The organism is Bacillus sp. TH19 (genome assembly GCF_016651075.1).
Classification (GTDB): Bacteria; Bacillota; Bacilli; order Bacillales; family Bacillaceae_G; genus Bacillus_A; species Bacillus_A mycoides.
The window spans coordinates 374,171-391,879 of record NZ_JAEKEO010000010.1; the positions used below are offsets into that span (position 1 = coordinate 374,171).

Below are 17,709 nucleotides of genomic sequence, written 5' to 3' on the forward strand. Positions count from 1 at the left end.
CAAAGAGCTCTATTCGATAGGGCTCTTTTTTATGGATAGAAAGGAGTGAACTAAATGAAAGAAATAATTGAATGTCCACAGTGTGAAGGGAATATTACTGCACAACATATTATTGATCTTCCGCATCCTTTTTCATTCAGGTGTCCACACTGTAAGGTGAAATTAAAAGAAATGAGGATCACACCATGTTTAATATTAGCGGCAATTTGTATAATTCCACTGTTTATCATGATTGGAGAGAGTATTAAGGAATTACTAGTAAAATATTTTTCTATTATAGATGATGTACCAACTGTACTTATTTTCTTCTTATTTTGTTATCCGTTGTATTATCTTTATGAAAAATATAATGCCATATTGTTTATTAAATACGGCTTGTTGAAAGTCAAAAGTTGAATAGGAGCTTATCATTATGTTGTGGAAAGTTTATTTAGTAATTATAGCGATATTAACTATAACTTCGCTAGTAAGAGGCATGTTTCAAACACTAATTCAAAAGTTTGATTTTGTGGTGACTATTATTACATGGATAGGACTATTTGGATTTGTTTTTGATGTACAAATATTGACGCCGATCGTTTGGCAATGCATCTTCGTATTTAGCATCATTTGGACTTTAACTGCAGTTTTTGTTTTACGTTTATATGAAGAGAAGGATGACCCGCTACCTTTTATATTCAAATTAATTGGTATTATCCCAACGCTGCCATTATATTACGGGTTATATCAATATGCATTTTAAAAAAGACAATGATGGAATTAACCCATCATTGTCTTTTTTACTTTGCTTCTTACAAAAATCATTCCAGCAAATGTTAACAAGAATGCAGTTCCGATAACGAAGCTAGCGCTAGGTGATGCTCCGATTGCTCCGACTGTAAAGGAGCCAGCAACAACTCCTAACGAGAAGAATGCATAAAACAATCCGAATGCTTTCCCTCGGTTACTATCTGTTGTATTTTCAACAAGTAAAGCATTAATTGCTGGGAAGAGGATAGCGAATCCAATTCCATAAATTATCATAACGATAAAGAGCATGCCTTTTGTTGCAAATAATCCGAGTAAAGATAACGCTAGTGCCATTACTGCAATCCCGATTAGCATTAGTTTGGAACGATTAAATCGATCGTAAATACGATTTGTTGGCAGTAAGAAGAAGAGGATAGCGGTAATTCCGAATACACTTAACATCATGCCTGTTGTAGATGCTTTAAGTGCTAATGCCTCAACTTTTACTGGTAACATATAAGTGACAATCCCTTGTGAAAACATTAGTGTGAAAGCACCAATATATGCTTGTAATAACGGTTCTGATTTCAATAGTTCAATCATATCTTCTTTGTTCATCATTTGTGTTCTTGATGTATCTTTTCTTGATACGTTATTTGGTAAGAAAAATAGAGATACGATTGTACCAAGGACCATTAAAATAGAAATAGTAATGAACACCCACTCTATACCAGCTGTTGCTTTCATAATGCCGCTGAAAGCAGGTCCTACGATTGCAGCTGTTCCAACAGCGGCACCAGATAGAGCCATTGCTTTACCTTGCCTTGCTGAATTCGTTTGCTTTGATAAAAACGTAAAGGCAGCAGGAATTAAAAATCCGTCACTAAAACCGTGCATAAAGCGCACAACTAATAGTTGTTCACCACTTTGAACAACGGTGTATAACAAGACTATGAAACTCGTAATTCCCATGCTTATATAAAGGATTTTTTTTGCACCAAATTTATCGACAGCGGCTCCAGCGATAATATTACCGATCATATTAGCGAATGAGTACATACCGATAACTAGCCCGATAACAAGAGGGGTTCCTCCAAGACTTTGAGCGAAAGTACTCATAATAGGTAATTGTGAAAATGTATCTAAAAACGCTACGATAACAATAAAGTAAATAAAATATTTCAAGCCATATTCACCTCTCCTCTGCTATTATGGCATAATGCTAATTTCAACCGCAATGAAATTAGCATTAACAGATGTGGAAAAAAGTACAAAGTGACAAAATATTGAACGTTATTTGTTAAAATTTAGTGGAAATGAGATTGTTTTTTTGAAATATATGGATGGAAGTATTATAATAGAATTGTAAACTTCACCAGGTTAAGTATATACGTAGAGAGGGATGTATAAAATGAAAGCACTACTTTGGCATAATCAACGTGATGTACGAGTAGAAGAAGTACCAGAACCAACTGTAAGACCAGGAGCAGTTAAGATTAAAGTTAAATGGTGTGGTATCTGCGGAACAGACTTGCATGAATATTTAGCAGGACCTATTTTTATTCCAACAGAAGAGCACCCATTAACACACGTAAAAGCACCGGTTATTTTAGGTCATGAGTTTAGTGGTGAGGTAGTTGAAATCGGTGAAGGCGTTACTTCTCATAAAGTGGGAGATCGCGTCGTTGTAGAACCAATTTATTCTTGTGGTAAATGTGAAGCTTGTAAACACGGACATTACAATGTTTGTGAACAACTTGTTTTCCACGGTCTTGGCGGAGAAGGCGGCGGTTTCTCTGAATATACAGTAGTACCAGAAGATATGGTCCACCATATTCCTGATGAAATGACGTATGAACAAGGTGCACTTGTAGAACCAGCAGCAGTAGCAGTTCATGCAGTACGTCAAAGTAAATTAAAAGAGGGAGAAGCTGTAGCGGTATTTGGTTGTGGTCCGATTGGGCTTCTTGTAATCCAAGCAGCAAAAGCAGCAGGAGCAACTCCTGTTATCGCAGTGGAACTTTCTAAAGAACGTCAAGAGCTAGCTAAATTAGCAGGTGCTGATTACGTATTAAATCCAGCAACTCAAGATGTACTAGCAGAAATTCGTAACTTAACAAATGGTTTAGGTGTAAATGTGAGCTTTGAAGTAACAGGTGTCGAAGTAGTACTTCGTCAAGCGATTGAAAGTACAAGTTTTGAAGGACAAACTGTAATTGTTAGTGTGTGGGAAAAAGATGCGACAATTACGCCAAACAACCTTGTACTAAAAGAAAAAGAAGTTATCGGTATTCTTGGATACCGTCATATCTTCCCAGCTGTTATTAAATTAATTAGCTCTGGCCAAATTCAAGCAGAGAAATTAATTACGAAAAAAATCACAGTGGATCAAGTTGTTGAAGAAGGATTTGAAGCACTTGTAAAAGATAAAACACAAGTGAAAATTCTTGTTTCACCTAAATAATAGAGAATAGTAAAAAGTAGCCCTTTTCTAGAAATAGAAGAGGGCTACTTTTTTTCTATACAGAAAGGTGATAGACTTTCCTTTAACTACAGGTATTTTGTTTGGAAGGGGAAGTCTAATGCTTTCATTTATGTTGACATTGAAACGGATGCTAAAAGCTTGTTTACGAGCGTGGAAAGATAAAGAATTTCAAGTATTATTCGTATTAACATTTTTAACATTAACATCTGGTACGATTTTTTATAGTACAGTTGAAGGATTACGTCCTCTTGACGCCCTATATTTTAGTGTGGTCACGTTGACGACTGTCGGTGATGGGAATTTTAGTCCGCAAACTGATTTCGGAAAGGTATTTACGATCTTATACATATTTATCGGGATTGGATTAGTGTTTGGATTTATTCATAAGTTGGCAGTTAATGTACAGCTGCCAAGTATATTATCGAAAAGAAAAAAAGAGTAAAGCATGTGGATGCTTTACTCTTTTTTTACATTAGTTTAGACAATCATTTGCAGTAGCTTAACAATACTTTATTACAATGTAAGTGTATTCATTCATTATATTCACTATGTATAAAGTTATAATGATATGAACATTTACATATTTTAATTTATTGATAGAAATTTCATGAAAGGTGGGATATTCTAGTCATAGGTTAACCAGACGATATCATAGGATCCTAACAAAAAGTTTACAATAATTCAATTAAAAAATGGAGGATTTTATATGAAAAAGAAAGTACTTGCTTTAGCAGCGGCTATTACATTAGTAGCTCCGTTACAAAGTGTTGCATTTGCTCATGAAAATGATGGGGGAAGTAGAATAAATATAGTTCACCGCTGGTCTGCTGAAGATAAGCATAAAGAAGGCGTAAACTCTCATTTATGGATTGTAAACCGTGCAATGGATATTATGTCTCGTAATACAACACTTGTAAAACAAGATCAGGTTGCACTATTAAATGAATGGCGTACGGAGTTAGAGAACGGTATTTATGCTGCTGACTATGAAAATCCTTATTATGATAATAGCACATTTGCTTCACACTTCTATGACCCTGACAATGGAAAAACTTATATTCCATTTGCAAAGCAGGCAAAGGAAACTGGAGCTAAATATTTTAAATTAGCAGGTGAGTCATACAAAAATAAAGATATGAAACAAGCATTCTTCTATTTGGGGTTATCTCTTCATTATTTAGGGGATGTAAATCAACCGATGCATGCGGCAAACTTTACAAATCTTTCTTATCCACAAGGGTTCCATTCTAAATATGAAAACTTTGTAGATACGATAAAAGATAATTATAAAGTAACAGATGGAAATGGATATTGGAACTGGAAAGGTACAAATCCAGAAGATTGGATTCATGGAGCGGCAGTAGCTGCGAAACAAGATTACTCTGGCATTGTAAATGATAATACGAAAGATTGGTTCGTGAAAGCAGCTGTATCACAAGAATATGCAGATAAATGGCGCGCTGAAGTTACACCAATGACAGGTACGAGATTAATGGATGCACAACGTGTTACTGCTGGATACATTCAGCTTTGGTTTGATACGTACGGAAATCGTTAAATATTTGAAAAAGGTCAAATCTCAGAATAGAGTATTTGGCCTTTTTATCACTACACAGTACATGGAGGTATGAAACGTGAAAGGTAAATTGCTAAAAGGTGTACTAAGCTTTGGTATTGGTTTAGGAGCTTTATATAGTGGATCTTCAGCTCAAGCAGAAATGTCTATAAATCAAAATAATACATTAAAAGTTATGACGCATAATGTATACATGCTATCAACAAACCTATATCCGAACTGGGGACAAAGTCAGCGTGCTGATTTAATTGGAGCGGCAGATTATATAAAGAATCAGGATGTTGTTATATTAAATGAAGTGTTTGATAATAGTGCTTCAAATCGCTTATTAGGAAATTTGAAGAAAGAATATCCAAATCAAACGGCAGTATTAGGTCGTAGTAGTGGAAGCGAGTGGGATAAGACGTTAGGAAACTATTCATCTTCGACTCCTGAAGATGGAGGTGTAGCGATTGTGAGTAAATGGCCAATTGTTGAAAAGATTCAATATGTATTTGAAAAAGGCTGTGGACCAGATAACTTATCAAATAAAGGATTTGTATACACAAAAGTTAAGAAAAATGATCGTTTTGTACATGTGATTGGGACTCATTTACAAGCTGAAGATAGTATGTGTGGAAATACTTCGCCAGCATCTGTACGTACAAAACAGCTACAAGAAATTCAAGAGTTTATTAAAGATAAAAATATACCAAATAACGAGTATGTGTTAATTGGTGGTGATATGAATGTAAATAAAATAAATGCTGAGAATAATAGCAATTCAGAGTATGCATCGATGTTTAAAACATTACATGCGTCTGTTCCATCTTATACAGGACATGCAGCAACTTGGGATGCGACGACAAACAGTATTGCGAAATACAATTATCCAGATGCACCTGCTGAACATTTAGATTATATTATTGCGAGTAAAGATCATGCGAATCCATCATTCGTAGAGAATAACGTATTACAAGTGAAATCTCCAAAGTGGTCTGTTACATCATGGTTCAAAAAATATACGTATGATGATTATTCTGATCATTATCCAGTAGAGGCGACTATTTCTATGAAGTAGAGTAGTCTTAAAAAAGTTTCTTCGTGAAGAAGAAACTTTTTTTATTTGAAAACAGGAAAATCATTTTTTCTTTCCAATATGTATAAGACATATATAGAAGAGGAGAGAAAAATGTGGATAGAGGAATTTTTAAGGAAGTTCCATTACCGTGTGCATTTTTAGATGAAGTGGCTTTAGAGAGGAATATTCAATCAATTATAGAGTTAAGTGGAGATAAGAAAATTCGTATAGCGAGTAAATCATTACGCTCTGTTCCAGTTATGAAAAAGATTTTAGCTGCAAATAATCGGTTTCAAGGTATTATGTGTTTTTCTCCTAGAGAAGCTTTGTTTTTAATTGAACAAGGGTTTAATGATTTATTGCTCGGATATCCTGTTTATGATGAAAGAGCTTTACATGAAATTAGTTTGCTAACAAAGCAAGGGCACATTATAACTTGTATGGTAGATTGTGAAGACCATATTACTTATTTAGAAAAGATTGCTGAGAAGTCTAAAGGGTGTTTTCGCGTTTGTTTGGATATTGATATGAGTAGTCGTTTTTTGAAATTTCATTTTGGTGTAAAAAGATCCCCGGTAAAAGATGTGCAGAGCGCTTTGAAAATAGTAGAAAAGGTGAAGGGCTCATCATATTTAATACTAGATGGTGTAATGGGATATGAAGCTCAAATTGCCGGGGTGGGGGATCATATACCGAATCAATGGATGAAAAGTAAAGCTGTTTCGTATTTAAAGAAGAAATCAGTGTTAGAGGTTAAAGAAAGAAGAGAACGTATCGTAAAAGAAATACAAAACCTTGGTATTGAACTAAGATTTGTAAATGGGGGAGGAACAGGAAGTATAAAAACAACTGAGCAAGATAACTCAGTTTCAGAGATTACTGTAGGATCCGCCTTTTACTCTCCTAAACTGTTTGACTATTATAAAGAAGTAAAATTTCAGCCAGCTGCCGGATTTGCTTTACCAGTTGTACGTAAACCGGATCCTTTTATTTATACTTGCCTAGGTGGCGGATATATTGCCTCAGGTGCAGTTGGTAAAGATAAAGAGCCTGAGGTTTGGATGCCGCATGGTGCAAAACTATTAGCTTTAGAAGGTGCTGGTGAAGTGCAAACACCAATTTTTTATAACGGCGAGGAACGAGTGGATATAGGAGATTCTATCTTGTTTCGCCATAGTAAAGCTGGGGAGTTATGTGAGCGTTTTCCTATTTTATATCGCATTAAACAAGGGGAAATTGTTGGAGAGTATTCAACATATCGGGGGGATGGACAATGCTTTCTATAAAGGGACAAAAATGGAGAAATTGGACAGGGAATGTAGAAGGAACGCCGCATTATACGATGTATCCAAAAAGTATACAAGATGTAGTAGAAGTTGTGGGGCTTGCACGAAAAAAAGGAAAGAAAATTCGTGTTGTCGGTTCAGGTCATTCGTTTACACCTCTTGTGCAAACGGAAGAAATTTTAGTTTCTTTAGATGAATTGAAGGGCATTGTGAATATTGATGCAGAGAAGATGGTTGCCGAAGTATGGGCGGGAACAAAGTTACATGATTTAGGGAAGTTACTTCAGGAAAAAGGTTATGCGCAAGAAAATTTAGGAGATATTGATTCACAATCTATTGCAGGAGCGATTAGTACGGGGACTCATGGGACGGGTGTTACATTTGGGAGTTTATCAACACAAGTTATAGAGATCACGGCAGTTTTATCAACAGGTGAGAGTATAGTTTGTTCAGAAACCGAGAACGCCGAATATTGGAAAGCATTTCAGTTGTCGCTTGGAATGCTAGGTATCATTGTAAAGATAAAATTGAAGGTTATCCCAGCGTATTCGCTTGTTTATGAAAGTGAAAAACAATCATTGTCTACTGTAATGAACAAACTAGAAGAATATAAGAAGAATCGTCATTTTGAATTTTTCGTTTTTCCTTATTCAGATGAAGTGCAAGTGAAATTTACAAACGAAACAACGAGTAAAGAAAGTGATTTGAAATGGCATAAACTAAAGGTGGAGTTACTTGAAAATAGGATGTTCTCTTTATTATCTAAAGGGTGTAAATGGTTTCCTTCTATAAGTAAAGGAGTAAGCCGATTATCAGCTAAGGCTGTACCGAACACGAAAATAATTGGACCAAGCTATGAAGTATTCGCTACATCACGTACAGTTCCATTTTATGAAATGGAGTACAGTGTCCCTTCAAAGTATATGAGGGCTGTTGTAGAAGAAATTTCAAATCTTATTGAAAAGAAAAAGTATAAGGTGCACTTCCCGATTGAATGCCGCTACGTGAGAGGTGATGATATATGGCTCAGTCCAGCATATGGAAGAGATTCAGCGTATATAGCTGTTCATATGTATAAAGGTATGAAGTATGCCGCTTATTTTGGTGAGGTGGAGAAAATTTTTCTAAAGTATGAAGGGCGCCCACATTGGGGGAAAATGCATACGTTAACGTACGAAAAATTGCAAAATATATATCCAGAATTGCATTCGTTTCTAAAAGTGAGGAAGTCACTAGATGAAACAGGAATATTTTTAAGCCCTTATACAGAAAAGTTATTTACGATTATGAAAAAAAGCTGACAAATTAGTATTTGTCAGCTTTTTTAAGTGTAATTGCATTTCTTGTATGACTAATACGCTCGTAAAATAGTAATTTATCACTACTAAATAAATGTAATAAAACATGAATAATAAATAGCCCGTTAATTACAAATTGGAATAACAGTATAACTAGTAATACTAAAGGCTCTGTATGATTTAAAATAGAGCTACTAGAAAGAATGTAATTGATTCCACCTAAAATGAAATAGAATATACCGTAACGAATGAATAATTCTTTTAGTGTAATACGCTCTGCTTGTCCTTTAATGTAAATACGAAGCAACGCTTTCCCTATTGTTCTTCCATTTGTAAAGTATGGGATGATAATAAAGTAAATTAAGATTGAACATGCGATGAAAAGGAGTTCGTATACATTTGTATAAGATTGGATGTTAGAAATAAATAGTGAGTTTCCTTTGTTTTTAATGAAAGGTACAACGATAGATAAGAAGATCCAATCAATTTGCATAGCGATGAGACGACGAACGAATCCGACTGGTTTCGTTTCCAAATCAATATGACTATCTAATTCGCTTGTTTTTGGCAGGAAGTACGTAAATATTGGTGCAATGATAAAACCGATTACGCCGCCTAGTGTGTTTAAAAACAGATCGTCGATATCGAATAAGCGATATGCACAATTATAAATACCATATAATCCAGTTACTTGTGTTAATTCAAAGAACAGTGAAAGGCAAAAAGAAATGCACACTGTTTGGAAGAAACTACGTCGGAAATAATAACGTAAGTAAATACCGAATGGAACGGTTAATAGAACGTTAAAAGCAACTTGTAAAAATGCAGATTCTTTTAATAACAAGAAATAAGTAGTAGGTTTCGTTAAAATTGCCGATGTATGATTACTAATCTCTTGTATGAAATAAAATGGTGAGAGTTGCATATGCTGTGTATTAGCGGGTTGTAGGCTACAAGTATCATACGTTTGTGGTAACGGCAAAATAACAAGAAAATAGGCATTTAATAAATAGAGTAGTAATGAATACAAAATAAATGAACGCCATTTATTTAAATAACCGTATTTTCGATAATTAAATATTAAAAAAGGGATTAAGAGAAACATTGCTAAAATAGGAAATAAAATAAATGCTGTTTTTACTGGAAATAAATATGCAGTCAAAATGAAACTCCTTTCAATGAAAATTCGTTTATCATTATAGCGCTAAAAGGAGTTTAAAACAAAGTTAAAATATTTCGAAATAGAAAGAATTACAAATTTTATCGAAATTAAGTTATACTAAATTTAATATAAGGATATTATGATTATTATAAGTTGAGAGAGGGGACAAGACATGCGATATGAGCTTTTTTCTGTAAGTGGGGATCATATTACAACTTTTGAAAGCGCGTGGCGTTTTCAAGAGGGAGAACAGATTTTTGTTCATGATGATAATACAAAACGAAATTTTATTATTATTCGCTTAACACATGATTTATTTCAAAAAAATACACATGTTATTCGCTTGTATTGTCAGGAAAAGAAAGTTTATGCATAAGGAAAAACCTCTTACTGTATGAGGGCAGTAAGAGGTTTTTTATCCCGCTATTTGTGGGAAGTAAAACTCCCACCTCAAAATTCAGTTGGAGATGAACAAAACCCCCACTGATTAAAGTTTCACTTTATAAGAAAATGATAGTTAGCACACCTACGATAATACAGTAGAAAGAGAAATATTTTAAATTTCCTTTCGCCATAATGTTCATAAACCATTTTAATGAAATATATGTCATGACAAATGTTGCGATGAAAGCAACAATATAAGGTACAAATAATGTATCTAAATTTGGATCGTTTGCAATGTCTGTAATACTTAACAATAAACCACCTAAGCTAACAGGGATGTATAGTAAGAATGAGAAACGAAGAGCTGTTTCTTGCTTCATACCAAGTAACATTGCTGCTACGATTGTAGCACCTGACCTGCTTATACCAGGAATTAGTGCGCAAGCTTGTGCTAGACCAATAATGATTGCATCTTTCATAGAAAGGTCGCCATCATTTTTACGTCCACGTAAGTTTCGAATAATCCAAAGGCCGATAGCAGTAATAAGAAGGGAAATCCCAACCATTTTAACGCCTTTTAAATAGTGGTCGATATAATCTTTAAATAAAACTCCAATTACACCTGCTGGAATGGTTGCAATAACAAGGTAAATAATAAAGAAGAAATCTGATTTTGCATCTTCTGCTCTTGTGAATATATAAGATAGACCATTCTTTGTTAGACGAATTAAGTCATTTCTATAAATAAGTAGTACAGCTAATAATGAAGCTGAATTAACAAGTAGCTCAAAGCTAAACCCTTCTATTTTTAGTCCTAGCAAATGCTGTGCTAAAACGAGATGACCGCTTGAAGAAATCGGAATTGGTTCTGTTAGTCCTTGGAATAGACCAAGAATTAAATACTTCAAAATGTAATAAAATTGTTCCATAACATCCTCCTTGTGTATTAGTCGAAAGAAATAACTTTTCCATTATAACAAAGATATAGATGAATATTGAGAAGGGATAAATATTCGAAATATAATAAAAACCCCTTATAGCGATATAAGGGGTTTTTATTGTTAATGAGAAGATACTGTTTCTTGAAGACCTTTAGTCAATTGAACATCGACTTTTTCAGCATCATGAATATGGCTCATAATAGTAGTATTTAATTTTTGGAACATTTGTTGAGTGTTTGCAAATTCTCTTAATATATCATCATTACAAGATTTTTGGTTTTCGATAGCTTTAATAACATTTGTAGCGCCACTTTGTAATGTTTGAATCATTATTAAAATATTTTCAATTCTAGCGTTAGTATCGGCGCTCATTTCTACACCTTCATCAACTAAATGTAAATTATCTTTTGTATTTTCGTACGCTTTTTCAATTTCCTCTTGGATTTTTTTCGTTAAATTGCCAATGTTTTTTGTACTCTCCGCTGTGCTTTCTGCTAGTTTTCTTACTTCATTGGCAACAACAGCGAATCCTTTTCCATGCTCTCCAGCACGTGCAGCTTCAATACTTGCATTTAACGCTAATAAATTTGTTTGCGCAGCAATGTTTTGAATTACTTCTACAATTTGCTCGATTTCTTTTGAGCGTTCACTTAAATGATTCATACTATTAGACGTGCGCTGAGATTGTTCACCTAATTTATTAATTACAATAAGTAAACGGTGAACAGATTCTTTTCCTTCATTAGAGCAATCGATAATTTCTTCAATAGACTGAATTAAGCTTTGTTCTTTTTGTAACATTTCACTATTTAATTCATTGGAATGTGTCGTACGTGTTGAAACATTTTCAAAACATGAGTTTAATTGTTGAATTAAATTTTGGAGTGTATGGTGCTGGTTATTTACAAGTTGATGCTCTTGAACAACGCTTTGTACACGGTCGTGGATAGAAGAAATAGTCTCTTGGCTTTCAATATCTTTTTGTTTTAATTCTGTTTCTAGCTCTTGTATACGATTTTCTAATTGATCAATTTTATGTTGGAGTGCTTTCTTTTGAGTAAACATGTATTTATCTCAACCGCCTTTAGAAGTTATATTTTCTCTATATTTGGATTTTAGCATCTTTTATAATTTTTAAATATAGGAATTGTTAAATATTTAAGAATCTATTACATTTTATTCATAATTCCCTTTTTTTGTCATGAAAAATAAACTGTATTTAATGGTTCTGTAAACAAACTGTAAAATAAATCATGTATAACTGTATAAGAAGGGAGTCGGATTATGAACTATTTTAAGCGAATCAGTAGTCTAGTATTAGCAGGAATTATCGTTCTTTCTAGTACAGTCGCTGTAAAAGCAGAGTCAAACGACGAGAAACTTAACAATATGCAACAGCAATTGCAGCAAAACGATGCAGATATGCAGAAGAAAGAGCAAGAGAAGCAAGCTGTTAGTAAAGAAATTCAAGGTATCGAAAATGAACTACATAATTTAAATAATACAATTGCAAAAAATAAAGAGGATCAAGCTGCTATTCAACGTAAAATCGATGAAACACATAAGCAGATTGAACAAAAAAAGAACGAAATTGTCGTTTTAGAAGATAAAGTCCTTGCTCGTAAGGATATTATGAAAAAACGTATGGTTTCTGTTCAAAATAGCTCAAATACGAGTTTAGTAGTAGAAGTTGTTGTAGAATCAAAAAACTTTGCAGATTTCATACAACGTATGAACGCAGTTACAACTATTCTAGAAGCAGATAAAGAAATTTTACGTCTACAAGAACAAGATCTTCGTCAAATTGAAGAAGATAAAAAAGAGATTGATGAAAAAGAAGCATCTTTAGTAGTAGATAAACAAAAATTAGCAAAAGCACAAGCTGATTTGCAAGATAACTTGAAAAAACGTCAAGATAACTTACAAACAGTTCAAGCTAAATATAATCAGGTTGCAAGCCAACTTAATTTAGCAGCAGAAGAAAAGGCTAAAATTGAATCAAATATGAAGGCAGTACAAGAAACAATTGCTCGTGAACAAGAAGCAGCAAGAATTGCAGCGGAAGAGCGTGCAAAAGCGGAAGCAGCTGCAAAGGCTGAGCAAGAAGAGTTGGCAAAAGCGAAGGCAGCAGCAGCTAAGCAAAAAGAAGAACAGGCAGCTAAGCCGGCAGAGCCTGTAGCTAAAGATACAACACCAGCTAAGCCGGATCCAAAACCAGCTCAAGGTGGAAAAGAATTTTATGTAACAGCAACTGCTTATACAGCTGATCCATCTGAAAATGGCTATAAACCGGGTGAAACTGTAAAGTCTAAGTTAGGACATAATTTGACTGCAAATCCAAACATGAAACTAATTGCTGTAGATCCAGCTGTGATTCCATTAGGTTCTACTGTGTATGTGGAAAATTATGGTACGGCGATTGCTGGAGATACTGGTAGTGCGATTAAAGGTCATATAATTGATTTATTAATGCCAGATTCAGCTACAGCTAATAATTGGGGCAGAAGAAGTGTTAAAGTTACAATTTTAAACTAACACGTAATCCAACTTTACAATACGTAAAGTTGGATTTTTTTGTAAAAATAATGTTAAGTTGAGTTTACATTTTGTTAATAGTAGCATACAATAATAGTGAGAGGTGGTAAATTTGACCATTTTAAATAGAGTGAAGGAATTAAGAGCCCGCTTTAATTTTACGCAAAGTGTATTAGCAGAAAAGGTTGGAGTGACGAGGCAAACAATCGCTGCAATTGAAAAAGGGGATTACGTTCCTTCGTTGTTATTAGCACTTACAATTTGTGATGTGTTCCAGTTAAAGATGGAAGATGTGTTCATTTTAAATAAGGAGGGGGAAGAGGATGAATAGAATTGGTTTTTCTTATATCGTAAATGTGCTTTATACTGGGTTAGCATGCTGGACATTTCTTGAATTTTATAATGTGGTCACAGAGCTCGCAGATATAATTAAAAACGAGAAATTCCCATTTGAAGTATGGTTTAATGGAGTCCCACTTGTTTTATTATTTATTGGAGCTATTATAGTTACAATTTTTTATAGAATTCAAAAGAAAAAATACAAGAATTTATCCTTTTGGATGTATCCATTATTATTTCCACTAGAAGATGAACGTGAAAAAGCGATTACGGAGAAAGCTTGTCGAACAACTTTTGTTTCGTTATGGTATGTGTTACCCTGTGCAGTTGGATTTTTAACTTTTTCGCCTATTATTAATGAATATCTTCCTGGATACCCACTGTATATCCTATTTTCTATTTTCTTTATTCAAATGACAGTATTCCACGTATCACTATACAGAAATAAATTAGCTTAGAAAGAAACCTTCTTGCACGTGCAAGAAGGTTTCTTTTCAGCTTACACTTGTACATATAGCAATATTGTCTTATCATTTTATATAGAGTAAGATTTTGTAACGGAAAGGAATTGTATATGAATAAGCAAAGAATTTATAGTATAGTAGCAATCCTTCTATTTGTTGTAGGTGGTGTATTAATCGGAAAGCCATTTTATGATGGATATAATGCAGAGAAGAAGCAGACAGCGAATGTACAAGCTGTTCAAAAGATGGAATATGAAAAGCATGATACAGAATTTGTAGATGCTTCAAAAATTAATCAACCAGACTTGGCAGAAGTAGCGAGTGCATCGTTAGATAAAAAACAAGTAATCGGTCGTATTTCAATTCCGAGCATCTCATTAGAACTTCCTGTTTTAAAAGCGTCGACTGAAAAGAATTTATTATCAGGTGCGGCAACTGTAAGAGAAAATCAAGTAATGGGGCAAGGGAATTATGCACTTGCAGGGCATAATATGTCAAAAAAAGGTGTTTTATTTAGTGATGTATCAACTTTAAAGAAGAACGATAAAATTTATTTGTATGACAATGCAAATGAGTATGAGTATGCTGTTACCGGTGTATCTGAAGTGACTCCTGATAAATGGGAAGTTGTAGAGGATCATGGGAAAGATGAGATAACACTTATTACATGTGTATCTGTTAAGGATAATTCTAAGCGTTTTGTTATTACGGGTGATTTAGTAGGAACAAAGGCTAAGAAATAAAGAAAAAAGAAGGTTCACTCTTTAAAGAGTGAACCTTCTTTTTTTATCCAATGTTGAGAAATAAAAGAATATTTTAGTTGGTATTTAAATATTTTTCTATTCTTATATAATAAGGTAATGATTCTAGATTTTGGGAGGAACAAAAGTGAAACAGCAAGTAAAAAGACTTCTTTTAACAACAAGTGTAGCGTTATTGGTAGCGCCAATTTCTGCTTATGCACATCCAGGACGTACAGATGCTAATGGTGGACATACGTGTCGTACAAATTGTGAAAAATGGGGATTGCAGTACGGGGAATATCATTATCACAATAAACCAGCTTCTAGCGGCGGAACAACAAGCCCTGCGCCTAGTCAAAATAATAATGGTGCTGTAGAAGCTGAAAGACAAGCAGAAGCGCAGCGCAATGCTGAGGCTGAAAAACAACGTGCTGCAGAAGCACAGCGTAAAGCAGAGGAAGAGAGACAGCGTGCTGCAGAAGAACAACGCAAAGCTGAAGAAGAGAGACAACGTGTAGCCGAAGAGCAAAGAAAAGCAGAAGAGGCACGTAAGCAAGAGGAAGCCCAGCGTCAAGCTGACATGGAAAAAGGGCAGCTTGAAGGTCAAAAAAGTGGAGAGACAGATTTTAAAGCAGGAAAGAATAATGCAGAAGGACATGTAGCTGGAAAGTCAGACGCATATAAACAAGCATTTACAACTGCGTATGCTGCGGCATGGTCTTTAGAAGAACAGAAAAAAGCACATTTTGAAAAAGGTAAAGAGCAAGGGGTAACACAAGAGGCAATGGACGATAGTCAAATTACTCCTGAGTTTAAGGGGAACTTTGCAGAAGGTTTCCAAGTAGGGAATAAAGAGAGAACAGCAAAAATTGAAAAAGAGCAAGCAGAACTCGGTGAAAATGCTGGTAAAGAATTAGCTGAAAAGAAACCTGGAAATACTGAAAAGGATACATATGTGAAAGTATATGAAACCGCGTATGAAAAGGGATATAAGTCTGCCAAAAAGGCAGCGGAAAAAGCTGGATATACATATGCATTTGAAAATTATGATTTAAAAGTTCCTGCTAAGTATGAAAAGAATGAAACATTAAAGAAATGGTTTACTGAAGGATTTAAATCAAATAAAAAGGCAGCGGAAATTCGAGAAGAAGGATATAAAAAAGGAGACAGCTGGCTTTCGTTCTTCTATAAGAGTTTCGTGCCAAGTGAATATAAAGAACATAAAGGCTTGTATGAACAAGCAATAGAAAAGGGAAAGAAAGCGTAAAAAAAGATGAGGAAAATTCCTCATCTTTTTTTAATCCATCCATTTCACTAATTTCTTAGAAATTGATAATAAAACACAACCTAAAACGATCGCCACAGCGCCAATAACTGTGAATACTTCAGCATATCCAAGTGAAGTTGTGAAGCTTGCAAGCTGTCCGCCTAAAATATTAGCAATACCTGAGCTTGCTAACCATACGCCCATTAATAAAGAGGCTAGTTTTACTGGAGCGAGAGCACTAACCATTGATAGCCCGACAGGTGATAAGAATAGCTCACCTAACGTATGGAAAAGATACGTAAAGACGATAAATAGTAAGTTTGCTTTTTCTGTAATGTTATGTTCGTCACTGCCTGTTTTTAATGTAGCGATAACAAGAACAATATAACCGATACCGAGTAAGATCATACCAAGTCCCATTTTTGTTGGGATTTTCATGTCACCATTTTTTCTAGTTGCCAGTTTCGCCCATAATGCTGAAATAGCTGGTGCAAGTAAAATAATAAATAACGGATTGACCGATTGGAACCAAGATGTTGGAACTTCCCATCCGAACACAGAGCGGTCTACAAATTTGTTTGTATATAATGTTAACGAACTACCAGCTTGTTCAAATCCAGCCCAGAAGAAGACAACGAAGCATGTTAAAATGACGATAACTGTTGTACGTTGTTTTTCTTTTTTTGTTAACGGTGTATTTCCTATTGTTTGTTGTCCAGCATCCGTTTGCAAATCGCGAGTTGGTTTTTTACCGATATCACCAAGGAAGCGATTTGATAGTGTTGTAAATAAAATTTGTCCAATGATCATTCCGATTGAAGCGGCTAAGAAACCGTAACGGAATCCGAAATGAGCAACGCCATCTACTGTTGTTTTGAATAAATTTTCTGATAAAAACCCGCAAACGAGTGGAGCTAAAAATGAACCAACGTTAATACCCATATAGAAAATTGTAAATGCACTATCACGTTTTGGATCATTTTCTTCGTATAATTCTCCAACAAGTGTAGAGATATTCGGTTTGAAGAATCCATTACCGATAATAATAAGCGCTAATCCGAGGTATAGACCGATTTGGTTTTGCAAGGCAAATAGTGTAAGGTTACCGATTGCCATTGTTATACCACCAATTGTGATGGCTTTTCGTTTGCCTAGAAAACGGTCCGTTAAGTATCCACCGATCAATGGTGTGAAGTAACAAGCACCAGTATAAAATCCGTAAATAGAGAGTGCCCAAGCGGGACTAAACCCAAGACCACCACTTACTAAAGCTGTTGTTAAATATAATGTTAATAATCCTCGTAATCCATAGTAACTAAATCTTTCCCACATTTCTGTAAAGAAGAGTAAGTATAAACCTGGAGGATGTTTCTTTTTTCTTTGTTGTTCTCTTTCTAGTTGTATCGCTGATTCCATAATATTTTCCTCCTGACACAAGCA

18 protein-coding genes and 1 pseudogene are annotated in these 17,709 nt (G+C 34.6%); 14 read left to right on the forward strand and 5 right to left on the reverse strand.

From position 1 onward, the window contains the following. Positions 1–54: 54 nt before the first annotated feature. Positions 55–396, forward strand: a complete 342-nt coding sequence (locus JFU54_RS19555) for a hypothetical protein (protein ID WP_002125258.1) — start codon at positions 55–57, stop codon at positions 394–396. A 16-nt stretch (positions 397–412) separates the two neighbouring features. After that, positions 413–742, forward strand: a complete 330-nt coding sequence (locus JFU54_RS19560) for a hypothetical protein (RefSeq protein WP_078185075.1) — start codon at positions 413–415, stop codon at positions 740–742. A 17-nt stretch (positions 743–759) separates the two neighbouring features. On the opposite strand, the gene JFU54_RS19565 is transcribed toward JFU54_RS19560, so the two are convergent. Beyond that, positions 760–1,914, reverse strand: coding sequence for an MFS transporter (locus tag JFU54_RS19565; RefSeq protein ID WP_002140391.1), 1,155 nt, complete (start codon positions 1,912–1,914; stop codon positions 760–762). Positions 1,915–2,140: 226 nt separating this feature from the next. Here JFU54_RS19565 and bdhA point away from each other — a divergent pair, with 226 nt between their 5' ends. The 6 genes from bdhA (at position 2,141) to JFU54_RS19595 (ending at position 8,437) form a co-directional block, all read left to right on the forward strand. Further along, a complete protein-coding gene (gene bdhA, locus JFU54_RS19570; RefSeq protein WP_000645834.1) occupies positions 2,141–3,193 on the forward strand; it encodes a (R,R)-butanediol dehydrogenase in 1,053 nt (350 codons plus the stop codon). Positions 3,194–3,311: 118 nt separating this feature from the next. Next, complete coding sequence (locus JFU54_RS19575) at positions 3,312–3,656, forward strand: potassium channel family protein (protein ID WP_000948238.1); 345 nt, start codon at positions 3,312–3,314, stop codon at positions 3,654–3,656. 264 nt (positions 3,657–3,920) lie between these two features. Then, positions 3,921–4,772 carry a phospholipase CerA gene (cerA, locus tag JFU54_RS19580; protein ID WP_002029789.1) on the forward strand — a complete coding sequence of 284 codons (852 nt, stop codon included), beginning with the start codon at positions 3,921–3,923 and terminating at the stop codon, positions 4,770–4,772. Positions 4,773–4,848: 76 nt separating this feature from the next. Continuing rightward, positions 4,849–5,850: a sphingomyelin phosphodiesterase gene (gene sph, locus JFU54_RS19585; protein WP_201065952.1), complete on the forward strand. Its 1,002-nt coding sequence runs from the start codon at positions 4,849–4,851 to the stop codon at positions 5,848–5,850. Positions 5,851–5,963: 113 nt separating this feature from the next. Further along, positions 5,964–7,136, forward strand: coding sequence for an amino acid deaminase/aldolase (locus JFU54_RS19590; protein WP_002140393.1), 1,173 nt, complete (start codon positions 5,964–5,966; stop codon positions 7,134–7,136). Then, positions 7,124–8,437: a D-arabinono-1,4-lactone oxidase gene (locus JFU54_RS19595; RefSeq protein ID WP_193663954.1), complete on the forward strand. Its 1,314-nt coding sequence runs from the start codon at positions 7,124–7,126 to the stop codon at positions 8,435–8,437. The genes JFU54_RS19590 and JFU54_RS19595 overlap by 13 nt, the downstream gene beginning before the upstream one ends. Positions 8,438–8,441: 4 nt before the next feature. Here the strand turns inward: JFU54_RS19595 and JFU54_RS19600 are convergent, their stop codons facing one another. After that, positions 8,442–9,596 (reverse strand): VanZ family protein, encoded by a 1,155-nt coding sequence (locus tag JFU54_RS19600; RefSeq protein WP_012260320.1) that lies wholly within the window; start codon positions 9,594–9,596, stop codon positions 8,442–8,444. A gap of 172 nt (positions 9,597–9,768) precedes the next feature. Between JFU54_RS19600 and JFU54_RS19605 the strand changes: the two genes are divergently transcribed. Continuing rightward, positions 9,769–9,972, forward strand: a complete 204-nt coding sequence (locus tag JFU54_RS19605) for a hypothetical protein (protein WP_002134416.1) — start codon at positions 9,769–9,771, stop codon at positions 9,970–9,972. Positions 9,973–10,096: 124 nt separating this feature from the next. On the opposite strand, the gene JFU54_RS19610 is transcribed toward JFU54_RS19605, so the two are convergent. Together JFU54_RS19610 and JFU54_RS30390 are read right to left on the reverse strand one after the other, a co-directional pair. Further along, on the reverse strand, positions 10,097–10,909 hold the full coding sequence (locus JFU54_RS19610; RefSeq protein WP_002010553.1) for an undecaprenyl-diphosphate phosphatase: 813 nt from the start codon (positions 10,907–10,909) through the stop codon (positions 10,097–10,099). Between the two features lie 132 nt (positions 10,910–11,041). Next, a pseudogene (locus tag JFU54_RS30390) lies at positions 11,042–11,560 on the reverse strand (methyl-accepting chemotaxis protein); the annotation flags it as partial. A gap of 645 nt (positions 11,561–12,205) precedes the next feature. Here JFU54_RS30390 and JFU54_RS19620 point away from each other — a divergent pair. The 5 genes from JFU54_RS19620 to JFU54_RS19640 all read left to right on the forward strand — a co-directional run bounded on the left by JFU54_RS19620 (position 12,206) and on the right by JFU54_RS19640 (position 16,269). After that, a complete protein-coding gene (locus JFU54_RS19620; protein ID WP_201065954.1) occupies positions 12,206–13,456 on the forward strand; it encodes a 3D domain-containing protein in 1,251 nt (416 codons plus the stop codon). 112 nt (positions 13,457–13,568) lie between these two features. After that, entirely contained in the window at positions 13,569–13,787 is a 219-nt protein-coding gene (locus JFU54_RS19625) for a helix-turn-helix transcriptional regulator (protein ID WP_201065956.1), read from the forward strand. Further along, the gene (locus tag JFU54_RS19630; RefSeq protein ID WP_201065958.1) at positions 13,780–14,253 is read left to right on the forward strand and encodes a DUF2178 domain-containing protein; all 474 of its coding nucleotides are present in this window, start codon (positions 13,780–13,782) and stop codon (positions 14,251–14,253) included. The genes JFU54_RS19625 and JFU54_RS19630 overlap by 8 nt, the downstream gene beginning before the upstream one ends. Positions 14,254–14,369: 116 nt before the next feature. Beyond that, positions 14,370–15,002, forward strand: coding sequence for a class A sortase (locus JFU54_RS19635; protein WP_201065960.1), 633 nt, complete (start codon positions 14,370–14,372; stop codon positions 15,000–15,002). Between the two features lie 145 nt (positions 15,003–15,147). Then, the gene (locus tag JFU54_RS19640) at positions 15,148–16,269 is read left to right on the forward strand and encodes a YHYH domain-containing protein (protein ID WP_063218685.1); all 1,122 of its coding nucleotides are present in this window, start codon (positions 15,148–15,150) and stop codon (positions 16,267–16,269) included. Between the two features lie 30 nt (positions 16,270–16,299). Here the strand turns inward: JFU54_RS19640 and JFU54_RS19645 are convergent, their stop codons facing one another. Beyond that, positions 16,300–17,685 (reverse strand): peptide MFS transporter, encoded by a 1,386-nt coding sequence (locus JFU54_RS19645; protein ID WP_201065966.1) that lies wholly within the window; start codon positions 17,683–17,685, stop codon positions 16,300–16,302. Positions 17,686–17,709: the final 24 nt, after the last annotated feature.

Excerpts from the sequence above, each read along its gene's own strand:
- JFU54_RS19555 (WP_002125258.1), top strand. The coding sequence starts at position 55 with ATGAAAGAAATAATTGAATGTCCACAGTGTGAAGGGAATATTACTGCA.
- JFU54_RS19595 (WP_193663954.1), top strand. The coding sequence starts at position 7,124 with ATGCTTTCTATAAAGGGACAAAAATGGAGAAATTGGACAGGGAATGTA.
- JFU54_RS19605 (WP_002134416.1), top strand. The coding sequence starts at position 9,769 with ATGCGATATGAGCTTTTTTCTGTAAGTGGGGATCATATTACAACTTTT.
- JFU54_RS19560 (WP_078185075.1), top strand. The coding sequence starts at position 413 with ATGTTGTGGAAAGTTTATTTAGTAATTATAGCGATATTAACTATAACT.
- JFU54_RS19645 (WP_201065966.1), bottom strand. The coding sequence starts at position 17,685 with ATGGAATCAGCGATACAACTAGAAAGAGAACAACAAAGAAAAAAGAAA.
- JFU54_RS19620 (WP_201065954.1), top strand. The coding sequence starts at position 12,206 with ATGAACTATTTTAAGCGAATCAGTAGTCTAGTATTAGCAGGAATTATC.
- JFU54_RS19635 (WP_201065960.1), top strand. The coding sequence starts at position 14,370 with ATGAATAAGCAAAGAATTTATAGTATAGTAGCAATCCTTCTATTTGTT.
- JFU54_RS19575 (WP_000948238.1), top strand. The coding sequence starts at position 3,312 with ATGCTTTCATTTATGTTGACATTGAAACGGATGCTAAAAGCTTGTTTA.
- bdhA (WP_000645834.1), top strand. The coding sequence starts at position 2,141 with ATGAAAGCACTACTTTGGCATAATCAACGTGATGTACGAGTAGAAGAA.
- JFU54_RS19630 (WP_201065958.1), top strand. The coding sequence starts at position 13,780 with ATGAATAGAATTGGTTTTTCTTATATCGTAAATGTGCTTTATACTGGG.
- cerA (WP_002029789.1), top strand. The coding sequence starts at position 3,921 with ATGAAAAAGAAAGTACTTGCTTTAGCAGCGGCTATTACATTAGTAGCT.
- JFU54_RS19610 (WP_002010553.1), bottom strand. The coding sequence starts at position 10,909 with ATGGAACAATTTTATTACATTTTGAAGTATTTAATTCTTGGTCTATTC.